Source organism: Pseudarthrobacter sp. 1G09 (assembly GCF_050038305.1).
Lineage (GTDB): Bacteria > Actinomycetota > Actinomycetes > Actinomycetales > Micrococcaceae > Arthrobacter > Arthrobacter equi.
The window spans coordinates 698,537-716,590 of record NZ_CP188306.1 but is presented as its reverse complement, the minus strand read 5'-3'; the positions used below and the strand labels follow the sequence as shown (position 1 = coordinate 716,590).

18 protein-coding genes and 3 riboswitches are annotated in these 18,054 nt (G+C 67.5%); of the genes, 8 read left to right on the top strand and 10 right to left on the bottom strand.

Annotated features, from left to right (window positions below):
* Positions 1–66: 66 nt before the first annotated feature.
* Entirely contained in the window at positions 67–291 is a 225-nt protein-coding gene (locus tag ACP3TD_RS03365; protein WP_426765420.1) for a hypothetical protein, read from the top strand.
* A gap of 21 nt (positions 292–312) precedes the next feature.
* On the opposite strand, the gene ACP3TD_RS03360 is transcribed toward ACP3TD_RS03365, so the two are convergent.
* The 7 genes from ACP3TD_RS03360 to ACP3TD_RS03330 all read right to left on the bottom strand — a co-directional run bounded on the left by ACP3TD_RS03360 (position 313) and on the right by ACP3TD_RS03330 (position 4,955).
* Entirely contained in the window at positions 313–567 is a 255-nt protein-coding gene (locus ACP3TD_RS03360) for a hypothetical protein (RefSeq protein WP_426765418.1), read from the bottom strand.
* Between the two features lie 108 nt (positions 568–675).
* Positions 676–930: a hypothetical protein gene (locus ACP3TD_RS03355; RefSeq protein WP_091717788.1), complete on the bottom strand. Its 255-nt coding sequence runs from the start codon at positions 928–930 to the stop codon at positions 676–678.
* A 90-nt stretch (positions 931–1,020) separates the two neighbouring features.
* Complete coding sequence (locus ACP3TD_RS03350; protein ID WP_426765415.1) at positions 1,021–1,332, bottom strand: AzlD domain-containing protein; 312 nt, start codon at positions 1,330–1,332, stop codon at positions 1,021–1,023.
* Positions 1,329–2,069 (bottom strand): AzlC family ABC transporter permease, encoded by a 741-nt coding sequence (locus ACP3TD_RS03345; RefSeq protein ID WP_426765413.1) that lies wholly within the window; start codon positions 2,067–2,069, stop codon positions 1,329–1,331. The genes ACP3TD_RS03350 and ACP3TD_RS03345 overlap by 4 nt, the downstream gene beginning before the upstream one ends.
* Positions 2,070–2,074: 5 nt before the next feature.
* Positions 2,075–2,542 carry a DoxX family protein gene (locus ACP3TD_RS03340; RefSeq protein WP_426765411.1) on the bottom strand — a complete coding sequence of 156 codons (468 nt, stop codon included), beginning with the start codon at positions 2,540–2,542 and terminating at the stop codon, positions 2,075–2,077.
* Between the two features lie 92 nt (positions 2,543–2,634).
* A complete protein-coding gene (locus tag ACP3TD_RS03335) occupies positions 2,635–3,981 on the bottom strand; it encodes a CoA transferase (RefSeq protein ID WP_426765409.1) in 1,347 nt (448 codons plus the stop codon).
* 2 nt (positions 3,982–3,983) lie between these two features.
* The gene (locus tag ACP3TD_RS03330) at positions 3,984–4,955 is read right to left on the bottom strand and encodes a glycerophosphodiester phosphodiesterase (RefSeq protein ID WP_426765407.1); all 972 of its coding nucleotides are present in this window, start codon (positions 4,953–4,955) and stop codon (positions 3,984–3,986) included.
* Positions 4,956–5,004: 49 nt separating this feature from the next.
* Between ACP3TD_RS03330 and ACP3TD_RS03325 the strand changes: the two genes are divergently transcribed.
* Positions 5,005–6,354 carry a DUF445 domain-containing protein gene (locus ACP3TD_RS03325; protein ID WP_426765405.1) on the top strand — a complete coding sequence of 450 codons (1,350 nt, stop codon included), beginning with the start codon at positions 5,005–5,007 and terminating at the stop codon, positions 6,352–6,354.
* A 29-nt stretch (positions 6,355–6,383) separates the two neighbouring features.
* Here the strand turns inward: ACP3TD_RS03325 and ACP3TD_RS03320 are convergent, their stop codons facing one another.
* Both ACP3TD_RS03320 and ACP3TD_RS03315 read right to left on the bottom strand, forming a co-directional pair.
* A complete protein-coding gene (locus tag ACP3TD_RS03320) occupies positions 6,384–7,133 on the bottom strand; it encodes a LamB/YcsF family protein (RefSeq protein WP_045732844.1) in 750 nt (249 codons plus the stop codon).
* Complete coding sequence (locus ACP3TD_RS03315; protein WP_426765402.1) at positions 7,117–7,923, bottom strand: hypothetical protein; 807 nt, start codon at positions 7,921–7,923, stop codon at positions 7,117–7,119. Before ACP3TD_RS03315 ends, ACP3TD_RS03320 begins: the two co-directional genes overlap by 17 nt.
* A 75-nt stretch (positions 7,924–7,998) precedes the next feature.
* On the opposite strand from ACP3TD_RS03315, the gene ACP3TD_RS03310 reads away from it, so the two are divergent.
* Positions 7,999–8,145, top strand: coding sequence for a hypothetical protein (locus tag ACP3TD_RS03310; RefSeq protein WP_426765400.1), 147 nt, complete (start codon positions 7,999–8,001; stop codon positions 8,143–8,145).
* Here ACP3TD_RS03310 and cycA read toward each other — a convergent pair.
* Entirely contained in the window at positions 8,142–9,689 is a 1,548-nt protein-coding gene (gene cycA / locus ACP3TD_RS03305) for a D-serine/D-alanine/glycine transporter (RefSeq protein WP_426765398.1), read from the bottom strand. The genes ACP3TD_RS03310 and cycA overlap by 4 nt on opposite strands.
* Positions 9,690–9,739: 50 nt before the next feature.
* Positions 9,740–9,834: riboswitch (glycine riboswitch) on the bottom strand.
* Positions 9,835–9,932, bottom strand: a riboswitch (glycine riboswitch).
* Positions 9,933–10,192: 260 nt separating this feature from the next.
* Positions 10,193–10,291: riboswitch (glycine riboswitch) on the top strand.
* A gap of 156 nt (positions 10,292–10,447) precedes the next feature.
* On the opposite strand from cycA, the gene gcvP reads away from it, so the two are divergent.
* The 5 genes from gcvP to ACP3TD_RS03280 all read left to right on the top strand — a co-directional run bounded on the left by gcvP (position 10,448) and on the right by ACP3TD_RS03280 (position 18,049).
* A complete protein-coding gene (gene gcvP, locus ACP3TD_RS03300) occupies positions 10,448–13,315 on the top strand; it encodes an aminomethyl-transferring glycine dehydrogenase (RefSeq protein ID WP_426765396.1) in 2,868 nt (955 codons plus the stop codon).
* A gap of 9 nt (positions 13,316–13,324) precedes the next feature.
* A complete protein-coding gene (gcvT, locus tag ACP3TD_RS03295) occupies positions 13,325–14,473 on the top strand; it encodes a glycine cleavage system aminomethyltransferase GcvT (RefSeq protein WP_426765394.1) in 1,149 nt (382 codons plus the stop codon).
* Positions 14,474–14,686: 213 nt separating this feature from the next.
* Complete coding sequence (gcvH, locus tag ACP3TD_RS03290) at positions 14,687–15,070, top strand: glycine cleavage system protein GcvH (protein WP_015935762.1); 384 nt, start codon at positions 14,687–14,689, stop codon at positions 15,068–15,070.
* Complete coding sequence (gene glyA / locus ACP3TD_RS03285; RefSeq protein WP_426765392.1) at positions 15,067–16,392, top strand: serine hydroxymethyltransferase; 1,326 nt, start codon at positions 15,067–15,069, stop codon at positions 16,390–16,392. Before gcvH ends, glyA begins: the two co-directional genes overlap by 4 nt.
* Positions 16,393–16,591: 199 nt before the next feature.
* Positions 16,592–18,049 carry an L-serine ammonia-lyase gene (locus ACP3TD_RS03280; RefSeq protein WP_426765390.1) on the top strand — a complete coding sequence of 486 codons (1,458 nt, stop codon included), beginning with the start codon at positions 16,592–16,594 and terminating at the stop codon, positions 18,047–18,049.
* Positions 18,050–18,054: the final 5 nt, after the last annotated feature.

Below are 18,054 nucleotides of genomic sequence, written 5' to 3'. Positions count from 1 at the left end.
ACCTTCGGTACTGGAGCGATCCATGACACAGTTCTTGTCCATCCAGGGAACAAAGTCCGCAGCACGATGAAGAATCCACAGCTGATCCAGTATTTGGACGACCCCCGCGAGCCGGATGAGGTCCTGGCCGGACTGCCAGCGGATGAACTGGCTACTTTGCTTGACATCCTGTTCCAGGAGCTGGACACCGAGGACCCTGAATACGGGGCGCATGCGTGGTACGACCTCGCATGCGAAGAAAGCTGCCGCCGTTCGGTGTCGCCGGACGGGGTGGCGCACGGCGTGGCGTAACCGCCCCCGTCCGCCCGGCCGCTAGGCCCCGTCTGTATCCCGTTGACCTGAACCTGGATCCCCTGCATCTGCTGTGCCTGCATCAGCCCCGCCGGCATAAGGGGCAGTGCCCTCTTCCCCGGCATCGGTGGCGGGAGGTTCGTTGTACTCGTTGGGAACGTGATCCCTGGCTTCGAGGAGATGCTGCTGCAGTTTCTCTTCGGAGTCCCTGCGGCGGCGGGCAGTGTCCCGCATTTCCCTGGTGGATTCCGAGCCGCGGGGTGACTTGTCGTTCATCGCGGGTCCTCCTTCTGGCGGAGCCAGGCGTAGGTTTTCGCCGCCGCCGTGTGGCGGGCGGCCTGCTTACAGTTCACCACAGGCGTTAAGCGGCCGGCCGGGGAGGAGCTATCCCGCTGCGGCATCCGCGCGGCGCCGGATTTCCCGGTGGACGGCGGCATGCAGCGCCGGGACGGGTGAGCCAGGCTGCAGATCCAGTCCGTTCCTTAGGCTGCCTGCCAGTAACTCCAAGTCCGCGGCAGGGACATCGGAGAGCCCGGCGAAGCGGGTGATGAAGTGTTTGGCCGGGAGACCGGCCCGGCGCCGGGGGTTCTTGCGGTGGGATCTGCCGGCTCTTTCGCCGGCGTGCTGCTGATTTTCCATGGTGGCCGTTCACACGTAATCCAACGGCCAACTGCATAGCCGAGATTATGATACCGCCAGCCCCGCCCATTTCATGTGAGCCAGATCACATCAGTTCCAGCCGGCCATCCTGAGCATGGCGGCGGTGCCGGCGCCAACAATGACCACCAGGAGGAAGGGCGCCCGCAGTGCAAGAGCTATGGCTGCCGCGGCAAGCGCCCCCAGCCGGGCGTCTGCCGCAAGTGCCTGCCCGGTGGCCGCGGCGTTCACCACGGTCAGTGAGGCGAGCAGCCCGATGGTCATGGTGCCCGCGATCCTGGACATCCGGGGGTTTTCCAGGAACCGGGCGGGCACGAAGTAGCCCACCAGCTTCCAGGCGTAGGCCAACACGCAGGACACGAGGATCCAGAACCAGAGATTCACCGGCCGGCCTCCGCAGCGTCGCCGGGCCCGTGCCGGTGGTGGCCGCCGTACGGTTCCACATCGGGTTCGAGGCCCTCATCGCTGCGGCCGTGGCTGAACCAGCCGATCAGGGCAGCCACCAGCGCGGCCACCAGGATGGGCACTCCCGCGGGAACGAACGGCACGGCCAGCACGGTGGCCACGGCGCAGACGACGGCGATGGCCACCGGTTCCCGGCCCTTCAGGCGCGGCCAGAGCAACGCCAGGAAGGCGGCCACCGCGGCACCGTCGAGCCCCCACTGCTTGGGATCGCCGAGTCCGCTGCCGGCCAACGCACCTGCTGCGGTGAAGAGGTTCCAGAGCACATAGATACCGACGCCGGCCGCCCAGAAGCCACGGCGTTGCTCGGCAGGATCAGCCTGGCCGGTGCTCGTGGCCGTGGACTCGTCGATGGTCAGCTGGGCGCCGACGTATTTGCGCCATCCTTCCGGCCGCAAGAGGGCATTGAGTTGCATGCCGTAGATCCCGTTGCGCATGCCCAGGAGGGTGGCGGCACTCATGGCGGCAATGCCGGAACCGCCGCCGCCCACCACGCCGATGAACGCGAACTGGGAGCCGCCGCTGAACAGCAGCAGGCTCAGGGCGATGGTCTGCCAGAAATCCAGGCCGGAGGTGACGGACAGGGCACCGAAGGACACGCCGTAAAGGCCAGTGGCAATGCTGATGGAGATCCCCACCCGCACGGCGGGGGACGCCATGAGCTTCACCGCCGGCCGTCCGGGCCAGTGTTGCGGAGGCTCCAGGCCCAGGCGATGAGGGGTGCCTGCAGCGGCAGTCGGACCGTGTGGATGCGCCGCTGGAGCCGTGTCCCTTCCGGGCTGTAGGCGCGCCGGAGCGCGTCAACGTGGCCGGCGAGGAACGCCGTGAACATCGCGGCCACGGCAGTGGCGGTGACCTTGCGGGTGGCCGGGATGAGGAGCCCGACGGCGGCCGCAGCCTCGATCAGGCCGGATGCGGCGATCCATTCCTCGCGTGAGAGGACGGCGAAGGGTCCGCTGGCGCCGGTGGGCACGGTGCCGGGGGCGGGGTCTTCACGGCAGAGGTAGTCGGGAACCACCTGGCGGTAGAAGCCGGGGCTTCGGAAGTGCTTGCCGGCGCTGGCCAGGAGCAGGGCGCTCATCGCAGCAGCGGACAGGTTTCGTGCAGCCCGGCCGGAGCTGGGGAAAGGCATGGCTCCACTCAATCACAGCGCGGGCAGCGGCAGAAACCACCGCGCACCCCCCCTTGTTGTGGGGATGCTGTCAATGGGCGGCGGCCGGATGCTCAGTCTCCGCCCGGCGCCCATTCCATGGCGGAGCTGCCGTAGGGCGGTGGCGGGCCGGGGTAGTCCAGCGGCTGCCCCTCCACCAGCAGCGGTGGCCGGACGTACCGCAGCTCGCCGTAGGAGCTGGCAACGGTGCGGGATTCCGGCGATGGCAGGGCCTGCAATCCGTGCGGGTTCGGCGGAAGCCCGAAGAGTTCCTCCGCTGTCCGGGCGAGTGACAGTCGGGCCGATCCACCGGTGCCGCTTTCCCGTTGCCGGGCGAGGAGGGTTACCGCCGCGGCCGCTGCCCCGTAGCCTGTGGCGTGGTCCAGGGCCTGGACCGGCAGGGCACCCGGCCGCCAACCGGCGTCGTCCGTCATTCCGTACAGGTGGGCAATCCCACTGGCGGCCTGGACGATGCTGTCGAAGCCGCGCAGCCTGCTCCATGGCCCGCCAGTCCCCCAGCTGTTCAGTGTGACCACCGCAAGGTCCGGCCGGGTGGACAGCAGGGACGCCGCGTCAAGGCCGAAGCGGTCCAGGGAGCCGCCGCGGTAGCCGGTGATCACGACGTCGGCCCCGGCCACCAGGCGTTCCAGCGCGGCGCGGGTGCCGGGCCGGGCGAGGTCGGCCACGGCGCTGCGTTTGCCGAAGGCGGTGTCCACGAACTGGTCGGAAAGTTCGGGCAGCGCCGGCGGGTCGATCCGGAGTACGTCGGCTCCCAGCGCCGCCAGCAGCCGCGTGGACACCGGGCCCGCGATGACCCGGGTGAGGTCCAGGACACGCACTCCCGCCAGCGGCCGGCGCGGATTGCCGCCCCGCTGCGGGATGTCCCGGCGGCCGTTGCCCTGCGTGGCTGCGCCAGCAGCCTGGCCGTCCGGAACCTGCGGGTCAAGGACGATCCACGGTCCGGCAGCTGCTGCCCGGCCCATGTCCGAGGCCTGCCACTCAGCGCGGGTCCGGACGGCCGCCGCCACTGCGCCCCGCGCTTGGATGGCGGACTCGGCCTCGAGGGAATCCATGCCGCGCAGGGCAGCTTCGGCTTCCTCCGCCGTCGTGGCATCCAAGGCCTGCAGGAGGCGCTGCCGGTGGTGCGGGTAGTTGGCATGCAGCCGGATCCAGCCGTCCCGGGTGCGGCGGAAGCCCGAGAGCGGAGCAAATCCCTGCAAGGGGCGGCCGGCGATCCTCAGGTGCCCCGAGGAGTCGAACGCGGCGGCGGTCAGTTCCGGGGCGGCGGTGTACCTGCCGGCCGCTCCCGTGTACCGGTCCAACGCGGCGGCTGCGGCACCCACCGCAGACAGGGCGAGGCCTTCTACATCCAGCGGCCCGCCCCACCAGTTGCGCAGACCCGCAGTATCCGCCCCCGCCACAGTTACCGTCCCTGCGAGGGGGCCACCTGCAGCTGCGAAAGCACCCGGGCCGGGACGTTTGTGGTGACTTCATGGATCCCCAGCTTCCTGCACAACGCTACGTCTTCCGGCGAATCCACGGTCCACACCCGGAAGCGCCGCCCGGCCTCCAGCCACCGCCGGATGGTGTCCGGGCGTTCACGGACGTAGTCGATGCCCGGCCCGGCAAGCCCCACCAAGCCGGCGTCGAGGATCCGTTCGCCTTCCAGCTGGGTGGCCTTCATGAGGTTGGCGACGGCACCGCCGGTGATCAGGCCAAGGCCCAGGCCGCCGCGGATTTCATGGACGGTGAGGTCGTCGACCAGCTGGCAGATGTACTGCGCCGGTACGGACTGCAGCAGGTGCCGGACCGAATCCGGGCTGAAGCTCATGAACGTCACCGCCACGTTGTCCACCGTGGAGCTTCCCGGGTCCCAGCCTTCGCCGCGCAGGACCTCCAGCACGCGGTCCTCCAGTTTGAGCTGGTAGGGGCTGGGGTGTTTGAGCTCGATGGCCAGCTTCACCGGCCGGCCAGCGCCGCGGAGGACATCCAGGAGTTCCGGGAGCGTGAGGAACTGCTCGGACCGGGCTCCGTAGGTTTCCGGGATGCGGGCGCCCTTCCAGGAGGAGAAGTCCAGCTGCCGCAGTTCGCGGAGGGTCCGCTCGGCCACCGGGCCGGTGCCGTCGGAGGTACGGTCCAGGTTGGCATCATGCAGCAGGACGACATGCTGGTCGCGGGTGAGGTGGACGTCGCATTCCACACCGTCAGCTCCGTCCGCCAGTGCCTGCAGGTAGGCGGCGCGGGTGTGCTCGGCGAAGGCGGCGCTCGAGCCGCGGTGGGCAAAGACCAGCGGCCGCTGCGCCGGCCCGTCCGGAGTGGCCCCGTTCAGAGTGGTTCCCTCAGCTGCGGTCCCATTAGCCGCGGTCCTGCCGCGTGTCGGCTCGTCAGGTGTCATGGGGACACGGTAGCCGACCCGGTCCGGTCAGCGGGGCTAGGCTTGGCACATGCAGGTGAACTCTGAGCCAACTGCCCGGGAATCCCCTCCCCGCACCGCTGCTCCGGTGCCCGAAGGCGCGAAACCGCAGGCCGCCGTCGTCGGTCATCAACTCAGCGCGGGAGACGCCGAAAAGGCGGCAGCGCTGCGGAAAATGAAGATGCTGGCCCTGAGCCTGCTCATCGCCATGGCCGTGGTCTTCGTTTTCGCCTTTGCGCTGCAGGAGGAGTATCCGTGGCTGCAGTACGTGCGCGCCGCCGCGGAAGGCGGCATGGTGGGTGCGCTGGCTGACTGGTTCGCCGTCACCGCACTGTTCAAGTACCCCATGGGCATCAAGATTCCGCACACCGCCATCATTCCGCGCCGGAAAGACCAGATCGGCGCGTCCCTGGGCGAGTTCGTGGAGACCAACTTCCTCTCCGAGCAGGTGGTCCAGGACAAGCTGGCCAGCGTGAATATTGCCCGCCGTGCCGGCGAATGGCTCGCCGCGCCCGGCGGCGCGGACCGGGTGGCCAAGGAAGGTGCGGCAGTCATCCGGGGCGCCTTCAAGGTCCTGAACGACGACGATGTCCAGGCTGTCATTGAGGGCATGGTCCGCAAACACCTGCTCACGCCGCCGTGGGGACCGCCGGTGGGCAGGCTCGCAGAGCGGATCTTCCACGACGGGCACCACCACACCCTGGTGGACCTGCTGGTGGACCGCGCCGCCGACTGGGTGGACGAGAACCACGAGACTGTCTCGCGGCTGGTGTCCGACCGTTCCCCCACCTGGGTACCCCAGTTCGTGGATGGCCTGGTGGGCGACAAGGTTTACGTTGAGATCCTCAAGTTCGCCCGTGCCGTGCAGTCCGACCCCAACCACCAGGTGCGGCAACAGATCGACAAGTACCTCAACGACCTGGCGCAGGACCTGCAGCACGACCCCAAAATGATTGCGCGCGCCGAGGACGTCAAGGCCCAGGTCCTGGGTGATCCCGAGGTCCGGGAGCTGGCCTCGCGGACCTGGGGCACCGTCAAGAACGCCCTGCTCGGCGCCGTGGACGATCCGAACAGCGAACTGACCGTCAAGTTCAAGGCGGCGGTCCGCGACTTCGGTTCGCGGCTGGTCAACGATCCCGAACTCGCCGGCAAGGTCAACACCTGGATCGGCGACGCCGCCGGCTACCTGGTGAAGACGTACCGGTCAGATATCGCCGGCGTCATCACGGATACCGTGGCGCGCTGGGATGCGGAAGAGACCTCGCAGAAGATCGAACTCCAGGTGGGCAAGGACCTGCAGTTCATCCGGATCAACGGCACGGTGGTGGGATCGCTGGCCGGGCTGCTGATCTTCACGGTGGCGCACCTGATCTTCGGCTGAACACCGGCCGGGTCGCGCCCGGGCCCGGGTCAGGCGAAGGACTCGAGGCTGACGCCTGCAGCTTCCAGGCCTGCCCGGACACCGGCGGCCATTTCCACGGCCCCCGGGGTGTCTCCGTGGATACACAGGGAATCGGGCCGGACCTGGACCACTGTGCCGTCGGTGGCCACGACTTCGCCCTTCGTGGCCAGCCGGACGGCCCGCTCAACGATCGCGTCGACGTCGTGCAGCACGGCACCCTCCTCGGACCGCGGCACCAGCGTCCCGTCAGCCCGGTAGGCGCGGTCCACGAAGGCTTCGACGAACACCGGGTGCCCGGCTTCCTGCGCCTGCTTGAGCAGCTCGGAACCGGGGAGGCCCAGGATCGGCAGCCCGGGGTCGTAGGCGTTGACGGCCGCCACCACGGCGGAGGCCTGCTCGGCGTCGTGCACCAAACGGTTGTAGAGGGCCCCGTGCGGCTTCACGTAGTCCACTGACGCACCCACCGCATGGGCCACGCCGTCGAGTGCGCCCAGCTGGTACAGCACGTCGCCGAAGAGCTCATCGAAACTCGTGTCCAGGGACCGCCGGCCGAAGCCCGCCAGGTCCCGGTACCCCACGTGCGCACCGACGGTCACGTCCAGTTCGTAGGCCGCACGGCAGCTGTCCAGCATGGTGACGGGATCTCCGGCGTGGAAGCCGCAGGCCACGTTGGCGCTGGTGACCAGCTGGAACATCCGGGCGTCATCGCCCATGGTCCACGAGCCGAATGATTCGCCGAGGTCAGCGTTGAGATCCAAAAGTGTTGCCTTCCAGCTGGTTGTCCGTGGTCCCGGCTGCCGTGAGCTCGCCGGGCAGGCTGTCCGGCATGGGTCCAAACGCCTCCTTGGCGTTGGCCACCACCGCACGGCCCATCACGAGGTTACCGGCTCCGCCCACCACGGCACCGATCCCGAACGGCAGGGCCCGGCCCAGGAGCGCAGTTCCCTGGCGTTTGAGGAGGTTCCTGAGGAAGGCCTTCTGGATGCGGTTGCGGATGGTGCTGAAGCCCGGCATCGGCATCGACTTGGAGAGCACGCTGCCCCACTGCTTGGTGGCTCCAGCGCCGTTGCCGGCCATTTGTCCGCTGAGGGTGCCCAGCAGGGCGGTGCCTTCCTCGCCCAGCATGATGGCCATGACCATGGTGCTGGCCTTCTCCGGGTTGGTCAGGCGGATGCCGTGGAGCTCTGCGAGGGAGGTGGCGTACAGGGCAGTTGCTTCGAGGAAGCCCACCGTGGCGGCTGCCGAGAGTCCCAGCGACGCGACGGTCCCCACGCCGGGCACGACGGCGGTGGCCCCCACGATTGCGCCGCCGCCGGTGACGGCGCGGAGGTAGTCGCGCTCCAGGATGCCGGCCAACTGGGCTGCCGTGGCTTGGGGGTGCTTCTTCTGCAGCCGGCGGATATAGGCCAGCACCAGCGGCCGCTGGATCTCCACGGCTTTGAGGAGCATGTTGTGGATGCCGGGCTTGGGCTTGCCGTCCTTGTCGAAGACTGCGTTGTGGGCAGTTTCCTGGGCGATCCGTACTGCTGGGTTGCTGCGCTTAGCCATGGTCACCTTCGTTTCACGTCGAGCTGCAGCGGGTGGCTGCCGTGCTTCTCCATCCTAGATGCAGAAACACTAAGCATGCTGAACTTTGACGCCGGCGCCCCTGCACCTCCGGCCGCAGACAGCACTGCGGCGGGACCCGGCGTGGGTCCCACCGCAGCGTTGCAGTCAGGAGCTTATTCGCTGGCCCGTACCTTGACGGCCCGGATCCGCGAAGAAGCCTAGGAGCGGGAGCCCCGGGCGGCCTCCTCCTGTGCGGACCTTTCGCGGTCCTGCCCGGCGCCGGCCGCCGCCTGCTCATCGGCGCGCAGCTCGGCCCGGAAGACCTCGAAGCGGGCAAGGTGGGCGGGGCGGCGGCGGAGGATGGCCCAGGCCACGCCAAGGACGAGGAACCAGATGGGGGTCACCAGCAGGGCTGCCAGGGTGTCCGGCTGGGTGGTCAGGGCCCAGAGGACGAACGCAAAGAACGCGTAGACCACCCACACAACGGGGATGCCGCCGGGCATCTTGAACTTCGAGTCCTCGTGCAGGTGCGGGCGGCGCTTGCGGAAGGCGATGTAGCTGGCCAGGATGACCGACCAGACAAAGATGAAGCACACTGCGGAGACGGTGGTCACCATCTCGAAGGCCTTGCCAACATCCTGGCCGGCGTACATGAGAACGACGCCGGAGAGCAGCAGTACGCAGGAAAGGAACAGCGCGTTGCTGGGCACCTTCCTCGAGGACAGGCGGCTGAAGATGCCCGGGGCGTCGCCCTCCTGTGCGAGGCCGAACACCATGCGCGAGGTGGAGTAGATGCCGGAGTTGGCCGAGGACATGGCCGAGGTGAGGACCACCAGGTTGACCACTGTGGCTGCAGCGCCCAGCCCGGCGAGGGAGAACATACCGATGAAGGGGCTGTGGCCGGCCGCGAACTGGGTCCACGGGGTGACGGCCATGAGGATGATCAGGGCGCCCACGTAGAAGAGCAGTACGCGCACGGGGATGGCGTTGATGGCCTTGGGCAGCGTCCGCTCCGGGTTCTTGGCCTCGGCGGCTGTGGTTCCCACCAGTTCGATGCCGACGAAGGCGAAAACGGCGATCTGGAAGCCGGCCACGAAGCCCATGAACTCATTGGGGAAGAAGCCGCCGTGGCTCCAGAGGTTGGTGAAGCTGGCGGTTCCGGCGTCGCTCTGGAAACCGGTGAAGATCATGAAGAGGCCCACGATGATCAGCGCTGCGATGGCCACGATCTTGATGAGGGCAAACCAGAACTCGGTTTCGCCGAAGGCCTTGACCGTGGCGAGGTTCAGCAGCAGCAGGATGGCCACAGTGGCAAGCCCTGGGATCCAGAGCGGCAGTCCCGGCCAGAGTTCCTTGGAGTAGCCGGCAATGGCGATGACGTCTGCGATGCCGGTGATCACCCAGCAGAACCAGTAGGTCCAGCCGGTGAAGAACCCCGCCCACGGGCCCAGGAGGTCGGCCGCGAAGTCGCTGAAGGATTTGTAGTTCAGGTTGCTCAGGAGCAGTTCGCCCATGGCACGCATGACGAAGAAGAGCATGAACCCGATGATCATGTACACGAAGATCACGGACGGGCCGGCCGCGGAGATGGTCTTGCCGGAGCCCATGAAGAGGCCGGTGCCGATGGCACCGCCAATGGCAATGAGCTGGATGTGCCGGTTGGTGAGCTGCCGCTCCAGGTGGGGAGGCTCGCTGCGGGCGGCGCTGCCCGCAGGAGGGTTGCTGCGGGGCGGCTCGCCGTTGGACGTGGGGGGATGAATCGCCATGGGAACTCCATCGATAAAGCGGCATTTTTGGGTGCCGCAGAAGTTGGGTTCCTCCCCGCTCTGTAGTGAACCTGAGAGTTTCCGCGGCCCAAGCCGCTTGCACCGCCGGTGAGCCGGAACGGGTCCGGCTGCTTTCCAGAGTTGCCTGTCCGCGGCGGTACATGGGCCTGAGAGTTTCCTGGGGAGGGTTTGCTCCTACGGCGCCTGCTAAATGTACCGGCAGGACTCTCCCGCCGCAGGTCGAAGGCATGTTCAGTTAGGCATGCTCAGCGGCCGCACCCTTCCGGGGCAACGTTGGCCCGGGCTGCTCCGATGAGTTGAGCCAGCCGGACACGGTGCTGATCACCGGACCCAGTGTGGTGCGGGTCACGATCGAATGTCAAACCCCATTTTTCCGCCACCGCAACAAGGCAGCCGCCGCCCACCGTGTGACGATCAGATTTGTTTTCCTTTCAACCAACCTGTACGGTGTGAGGCGAATCACCCACAGTTGAATAGCCTTTCGAGCTGTGACGGGAGAGTCCTCCCGGCACCACCGGGCAGGCGCCGTAGGAGCAAATCCTCCCCAGGAATCTCTCAGGCCCCCGTACCGTCACGGCGAGGCAACTCTGGAAAGTAACCCGGCTTCGGCCAGGTTCACCGACGGTGCAAGCGAACCCGCCACGCAGGGTTCCGCGGAATCTCTCAGGTCCAATACAGAGCGGGGAGGAACCCATCCCATGCCGTGCCACCCTGGCCGGCCAGACCTGGAGTTCCTCATGACGATTCAATCCCTTCCAACCACGTTCGTTGACCGCCATATCGGCGCGCGCCGGCAGGCCGACGTCGGCACCATGCTCAAGGCTGTGGGCTACGACAGCGTTGATGGCCTGGTGGACGTGGCTGTTCCGGCGTCGATCCGCCAGCAAACGGCGCTGAAGCTGCAGGACGCCCTCAGCGAGGTTGAGGTCCTCACCGAGCTGCGCCGGTTGGCGGGCAAGAACAAAACCGCGGTGCAGATGATCGGCCAGGGCTACTACGACACCATCACCCCCGCCGTGATCCGGCGCAACATCCTTGAGGCGCCGGCCTGGTACACCGCCTACACGCCGTACCAGCCAGAGATCTCGCAGGGCAGGCTGGAGGCGCTGCTGAACTTCCAGACCATGGTCCAGGACCTCACCGCCCTCCCCGTGGCCAACGCGTCACTCCTCGATGAAGCCACCGCTGTGGCCGAGGCTGTACTGCTGATGCGCCGCGCGAACAAAAATAAGGACGCCAAGGACGGCAAAACCGTCCTGGATGCCGACTGCCTCCCGCAGACCATCGCCATCGTGCTGGGCCGCGCCGAAGCGCTCGGCTTCGAGGTGGAGGTTGCTGACCTCTCCGCAGGCCTGCCCGAGGGTGCCATCAACGGCATCGTGCTCCAGCAGCCGGGCGTGTCCGGCCGGGTGTGGGACCAGAGCGCCGTTATCGCCGAGGCCAAGGAGCGCGGTGCGCTGGTCACTGTTGCCGCTGACCTGCTGGCGCTGACGCTGATCACTCCTCCGGGCGAGCAGGGCGCGGACATCGCCGTCGGCTCCACCCAGCGTTTCGGTGTGCCGCTGTTCTTCGGCGGCCCGCACGCCGCCTACATGGCCGTACAGAAGGGCATGGAACGCACCCTCCCCGGCAGGATCGTGGGTGTCTCCAAGGACAACGCGGGCGCTCCGGCGTACCGCCTGGCCCTGCAGACCCGCGAGCAGCACATCCGGCGCGAGAAGGCCACATCCAACATCTGTACCGCGCAGGCGCTGCTGGCCATCGTGTCCTCCTTCTACGCCGTTTACCACGGCCCGGACGGGTTGAAGGCCATCGCAGAAACCGCCCACCACAACGCCCGGATCCTGGCCACGGCCCTCACCGCCATGGGCCGCGAACTGGTGACCGACTCCTTCTTCGACACCCTTACCGTGCGCGTACCGGGCAAGGCCGCCAAGGTCATCAATGCCGCCGAAGCGCGCGGCATCAACCTCCGCTTCGTCGACGCGGACACGGTGGGCGTCTCCATCGATGAGACCACGACGGCGGCAACGCTGTCCGCGGTGGCCGTCGCCTTTGGCGCCGGCCCGGCAGGGGACGCCCAGGGTTTCGAGCTGCCCGAGTCCGTGCTGCGCACCTCCGGTTACCTGGAGCACCCGGTGTTCAACACGCACCGGTCAGAGACCCAGTTGTTGCGTTACATCCGTCGCCTGTCCGATCGTGACCTGGCGCTGGACCGGACCATGATTCCGTTGGGGTCGTGCACTATGAAGCTGAACGCCACCGCCGAGATGGAAGCGATTTCCTGGCCGGAGTTCGCCTCGATCCACCCGTTCGCCCCGGATTCCCAGACCGAGGGCTGGCGTGAGCTGATCACCGGGCTGGAGGCTGACCTGACCGAGATCACCGGCTATGACCAGGTTTCCATCCAGCCGAACGCCGGCTCCCAGGGCGAGCTCGCCGGGCTGCTGGCGATCCGGGGCTACCACCACTCCCGCGGCGATCAGCAGCGCAACGTCTGCCTGATCCCGGCATCGGCGCACGGCACCAACGCCGCCTCCGCCGTCCTGGCCGGCATGAAAGTGGTTGTCGTGGCCACCGCAGCAGATGGCACCATCGACCATGCCGACCTTTCCGCGAAGATCGAGGCGAACCGGGACGCCCTGTCCTGCATCATGATCACCTACCCGTCCACCCACGGCGTCTACGACGGCGACGTGACCGAAGTCTGTGACGCGGTCCACGCCGCAGGCGGGCAGGTGTACGTGGACGGCGCGAACCTGAACGCCCTGGTGGGCCTGGCCCAGCCGGGCAAGTTCGGCGGCGACGTCTCGCACCTGAACCTGCACAAGACCTTCTGCATCCCGCACGGCGGCGGCGGACCCGGCGTCGGCCCGGTCGCTGCCAAGGCGCACCTGGCACCATTCATGCCCGGTGATGCCAACAAGGCCGCGCACGAGGCCGGCCACGGGGTCGCGATCTCGGCTTCCCGGTTCGGGTCCGCCGGGGTGCTGCCGATCTCCTGGGCGTACGTGAAGCTGATGGGCGGTGCGGGCCTGACCGAGGCCACCAAGTCCGCGCTGCTGGCCGCCAATTATGTTGCTGCCCGGCTGAACGAGTTCTACCCCGTGCTCTACACCGGCGAGGGCGGGCTGGTGGCGCACGAGTGCATCCTGGACCTGCGCGAACTGACCGCACGGACCGGCGTGACCGCTGAGGACGTGGCCAAGCGCCTGATCGACTTCGGCTTCCACGCCCCCACCCTGGCCTTCCCGGTGGCCGGGACCCTGATGGTGGAGCCCACCGAGTCCGAGGACCTGGCAGAGATCGACCGCTTCATCGACGCCATGATCACCATCCACGCCGAGATCGAGCAGGTGGCAGCCGGCGACTTCTCCCTGGAAGCATCGCCGGTGCGCAACGCACCGCACACAGCTGCCGCCGTGGTCAGCTCCGACTGGGACCGCGCCTACCCGCGCGAGCAGGCCGCGTTCCCCGCACACCACAAGCAGGACAAGTACTTCCCGCCCGTGGGACGCATCGACGGCGCGGCCGGCGACCGCAACCTGGTCTGCTCCTGCCCGCCCCTCGAAGCCTTCGAGGACAACACCGCCTTCGAGAACTAAGGACTTCCCATGACTGAGAACTACACCGCTCTCTACGAGCAGCACAAGAAAGCCGGCGCCTCCTTCACCGATTTCGGTGGTTGGCAGATGCCCCTCAAGTACGATTCCGAACTCGCCGAGCACCACGCCGTGCGCAACGCCGCCGGCCTGTTCGACCTCTCCCACATGGGCGAAGTCTGGGTCACCGGCCCGGACGCCGCAGCATTCCTGGACTACGCCCTGGCAGGCAAGCTGTCAGCCATCGCGGTGGGCAAGGCGAAGTACTCGCTGATCTGTGACACCGACGGCGGCATCATCGACGACCTCATCACCTACCGCCTCCCCGCGGCTGCGGACGGAACAGCCAAGTACCTGGTAGTGCCGAACGCAGGCAACGCCAAGGTAGTGGCCCAGGCCCTGCAGGAACGCGCCGCCGGCTTCGACGTCACCGTGCAGGACGCCTCCGCCGAGACTTCCCTGATCGCTGTCCAGGGCCCCGCCGCCGAGGCCATCCTGCTGGCGCTCGTCCCGGCCGACCAGCACTCCCTGGTCACGGAGCTGAAGTACTACGCCGCCGTCGAGGTGGGCATCGCGGTCAACGGCGCCGTCCGGGACCTGCTGGTGGCCCGCACCGGCTACACCGGCGAAGACGGCTTCGAGATCTACATCGGCAACCTGGAGGCAGCCGCCCTGTGGGAGGCCCTGCTCGCGGCCGGCGAAGGTTCCGGCCTCATCCCCGCAGGCCTCGCCGCCCGCGACTCGCTCCGCCTCGAAGCCGGCATGCCCCTCTACGGCAACGAACTCTCCCGCCGCGTCAACGCCTACGCCGCCGGGCTGGGTCCCGTCGTCGCGCTGTCCAAGGAAAGCGACTTCGTGGGCAAGGAGGCCCTGGCAGCCATCAAGGCCGCCGGCGTCGGATCCACCGTGGGCCAGAAGCTCGTGGGCCTCAAAGGCACCGGGCGCCGCGCCGCCCGCGGCCACTACCCGGTCCTCAAGGACGGCTCACTCATCGGCGAAGTCACCTCCGGCCAGCCCTCCCCCACCCTCGGTTACCCGGTGGCTCTTGCGTACGTCGACGTTGAGTTCGCCGAAGCCGGCACCATCGTCGACGTGGACCTCCGCGGCAAGCCGGAACGCTTCGAAGTAGTGGCACTGCCGTTCTACAAGCGAACCCGCTAAAGCCCGCGTGGTCAGCCTCGGGACCGGCGGACCGGACATTTTCACGCGTGCTGCTCCTTCGTCGCTTTGACGCACGCTTTCGAAAAGTCCGGCCCCGCCGGCCCTTGACGCCCGCTCACTTTTGGCGGGTATGTGCCCGACGCCCGCTCACTTCTGGTGGGTTTGGCGCAGACGCCCTCTCACTTTCATCATCTAAACCTAAGGAAACAGACAATGAGCAAAGTTGCAGCTGAACTGAAGTACTCCGCCGAGCATGAGTGGATCGCTGTTGACGGGTCCGGCCCTGCCGGGATCGGTATCTCCGCCGTTGCCGCCGATGCGCTGGGCGACATCGTCTACGTTGACCTGCCCGAGGTTGGCTCCATCGTGACCGCCGGCGAAACCTGCGGCGAAGTGGAGTCCACCAAGTCCGTTTCGGACCTCTACTCCCCCGTCACCGGCGAAGTCACCGAGATCAATGACGGCGTGGTGTCCGACCCCGCCCTCATCAACAGCGACCCGTACGGGGCTGGCTGGCTGTTCAAGGTGTCCGTCACGGAAGAAGGCCCGCTGCTGTCCGCCGAGGAATACGCCGCAGCGAACGGTGGCGAACTGTGAGCGCGGCAGCAGGCACGGCCGTCAACGAAACCGTTGCCTTCCACCAGGTTGAATCCCCCAGCCTGAACGCGGACCTGTCCGTCCTGGACCCGGAGATTGCGGCCAAGATCGACGACGAACTGGGCCGCCAGCGCGACGGCCTGGAAATGATCGCTTCCGAGAACCACACCGCCGCCGCCGTCATGCAGGCGCAGGGCTCGGTGCTGACCAACAAGTACGCCGAAGGCTACCCGGGCAAGCGCTACTACGGCGGCTGCGAACACGTGGACGTCATCGAGCAGCTCGCTATCGACCGGGTCAAGGCCCTGTTCGGTGCCGAATTCGCCAACGTCCAGCCGCACTCCGGCGCACAGGCCAACGCCTCGGTGATGCACGCGCTGATCAAGCCCGGCGACACCATCATGGGCCTGAACCTCGCCCACGGCGGACACCTGACGCACGGCATGAAGATCAACTTCTCCGGCAAGCTCTACAACGTGGTGCCGTACCAGGTCCGCGAAGACACCCACACCATCGACATGGCAGAGGTGGAGCGCCTGGCGCTGGAAACGAAGCCGCAGCTGATCGTTGCCGGCTGGTCCGCGTACGCACGCCAACTGGACTTCGCCGAGTTCCGCCGGATCGCCGACCTGGTGGGCGCCTACCTGATGGTGGACATGGCCCACTTCGCCGGCCTCGTCGCTGCGGGCCTGCACCCCAGCCCGGTCCCTCACGCGCACGTCACCACCTCCACCACGCACAAGACCCTCGCCGGTCCGCGCGGCGGCATCATTCTGTCGAACGACGCCGATATCGCCAAGAAGATCAACTCGGCTGTGTTCCCGGGCCAGCAGGGCGGGCCGCTGGAGCACGTCATCGCCGGCAAGGCTGTGGCCTTCAAGATCGCCGCCTCGGCTGAGTTCAAGGAACGGCAGGAACGCGTCCTCGCCGGCTCCAGGATCCTGGCCGAACGCCTGGTCCAGCCGGACGTCACCGCCAAGGGCATCAACGTCATCTCCGGCGGCACGGACGTCCACCTGGTCTTGGTTGACCTCCGCAACTGCGAACTCAACGGCCAGCAGGCCGAAGACCGCCTGGCCGCGATTGACATCACCGTCAACCGCAACGCCGTGCCCTTCGACCCGCGCCCGCCCATGGTGACCTCCGGCCTGCGCATCGGCACCCCGGCTTTGGCGACCCGCGGGTTCGGCGAAGCCGCCTTCCGCGAAGTTGCAGACATCATCGCCGAAGCATTGACGGCCGACGCCGATGCAGACCTTTCCGGCCTGCGTCACCGCGTCGAAGCACTCGCCGCAGCCCACCCGCTCTACCCGGGGCTGTAGTCCCCTTCGGGACCGGCGGGACCGGACATTTTCACGCGTGCCCTGGGCCCACGCCGTCAGGGTTCCCTGGCCGAGCTTGCGAGGCTAGGGAGACGGTGGGGAGCACGCTTTCGAAAAGTCCGGCTCCGCCGGCCCCTCGTGCGCACGTCGCCTTTGTGACGCACTGCCCACCGATTAAATATCCAGTTAGGAACACACCGTGGCCGTTGGCGTCTTCGACCTTTTCTCTGTCGGTATTGGGCCGTCGAGCTCTCATACTGTGGGGCCGATGCGGGCTGCTGCGGTGTTTGCGGAGGAGTTGGTGGGTGCCGGGGTGTTGTCCCGGGTGGCTTCGTTGCGGGTGGATCTGTATGGGTCGTTGGCTGCGACGGGGCATGGGCACGGGACGATGACGGCGGTCCTTCTGGGTTTGGAGGCGTTCCACCCCGAAAGGATCCTGCCGGTTGAGGTGGAGGAGCGGTTGGCCGCGATCGCCGAGACCGGGACGCTGCACCTGGCCGGGGCCGGGAGCGGGGGTGGCGTGAAGCTGCCGTATGGGGTGAAGGACATGGTGTTGCGGCCGTTGACGGTGTTGCCGCGGCACACGAACGGGATGACGTTCACCGTTTCGGACGATACCGGTGAGGAGCTCCACCGGGCCACGTTCTTCTCCGTGGGCGGCGGGTTCATTGTCCGCGAGGGCGAGGAGGACGCCGCGCAGCAGGAACTCGATGAGTCCAAGAAGGAGCTCCCGCTGCCGTTCCGGACCGCCGCGGAGCTCCTGAACCATTGCGCGGATACCGGGTTGGGGATCAGCGACGTGATGCTGGTCAACGAGAAGTCCTCCCGGACCGAGGAGGAGATCCGGGCGGGGCTGCTGCACATCTGGTCCGTGATGGAGGCGTGCGTGGCGACCTCGCTCAAGCGTGACGGGGTGTTGCCGGGCGGGTTGAAGGTCCGCCGCCGCGCCCCGGACTGGTTCGACCGGCTGAAGAAGGAATGCGCCCGCCCGGGCGTGGACAGCCAGGACCTGGACTTTACGGACCAGGATTTCCATGATCCCCGGTACTGGCAGGAGTGGGTGAACCTGGTGGCCCTGGCGGTGAACGAGGAGAACGCCTCCGGCGGGAGGGTGGTCACCGCCCCCACGAACGGGGCGGCCGGGATCATTCCCGCGGTCCTGTACTACGCGCTGCATTTCGCCCCGGGCATGGACCAGGCAACGCAGGAGGACCGCGACGGCGTGGTGGCCAGGTTCCTGCTCGCCGCCGGTGCCGTGGGGGTGCTCTACAAGGAACAGGCGTCCATTTCCGGTGCCGAGGTGGGCTGCCAGGGCGAGGTGGGGTCGGCGTCGTCGATGGCGGCGGCGGGCCTTGCTGAGGTGATGGGCGGCACCCCGGCGCAGGTGGAGAACGCCGCGGAAATCGCGATGGAACACAACCTGGGCCTGACGTGTGATCCGATCGGCGGGCTGGTGCAGGTTCCCTGTATCGAGCGGAACGCGATCGCCGCGGCGAAGGCCATCAACGCGGCGAAAATGGCGCTCTGGGGCGACGGCACCCACCGGGTCTCCCTCGACGAAGTCATCATCACCATGCGCGAAACCGGCAAGGACATGTCCTCCAAATACAAGGAAACCGCCATGGGCGGCCTCGCCGTCAACGTCGTCGAATGCTGACCCAC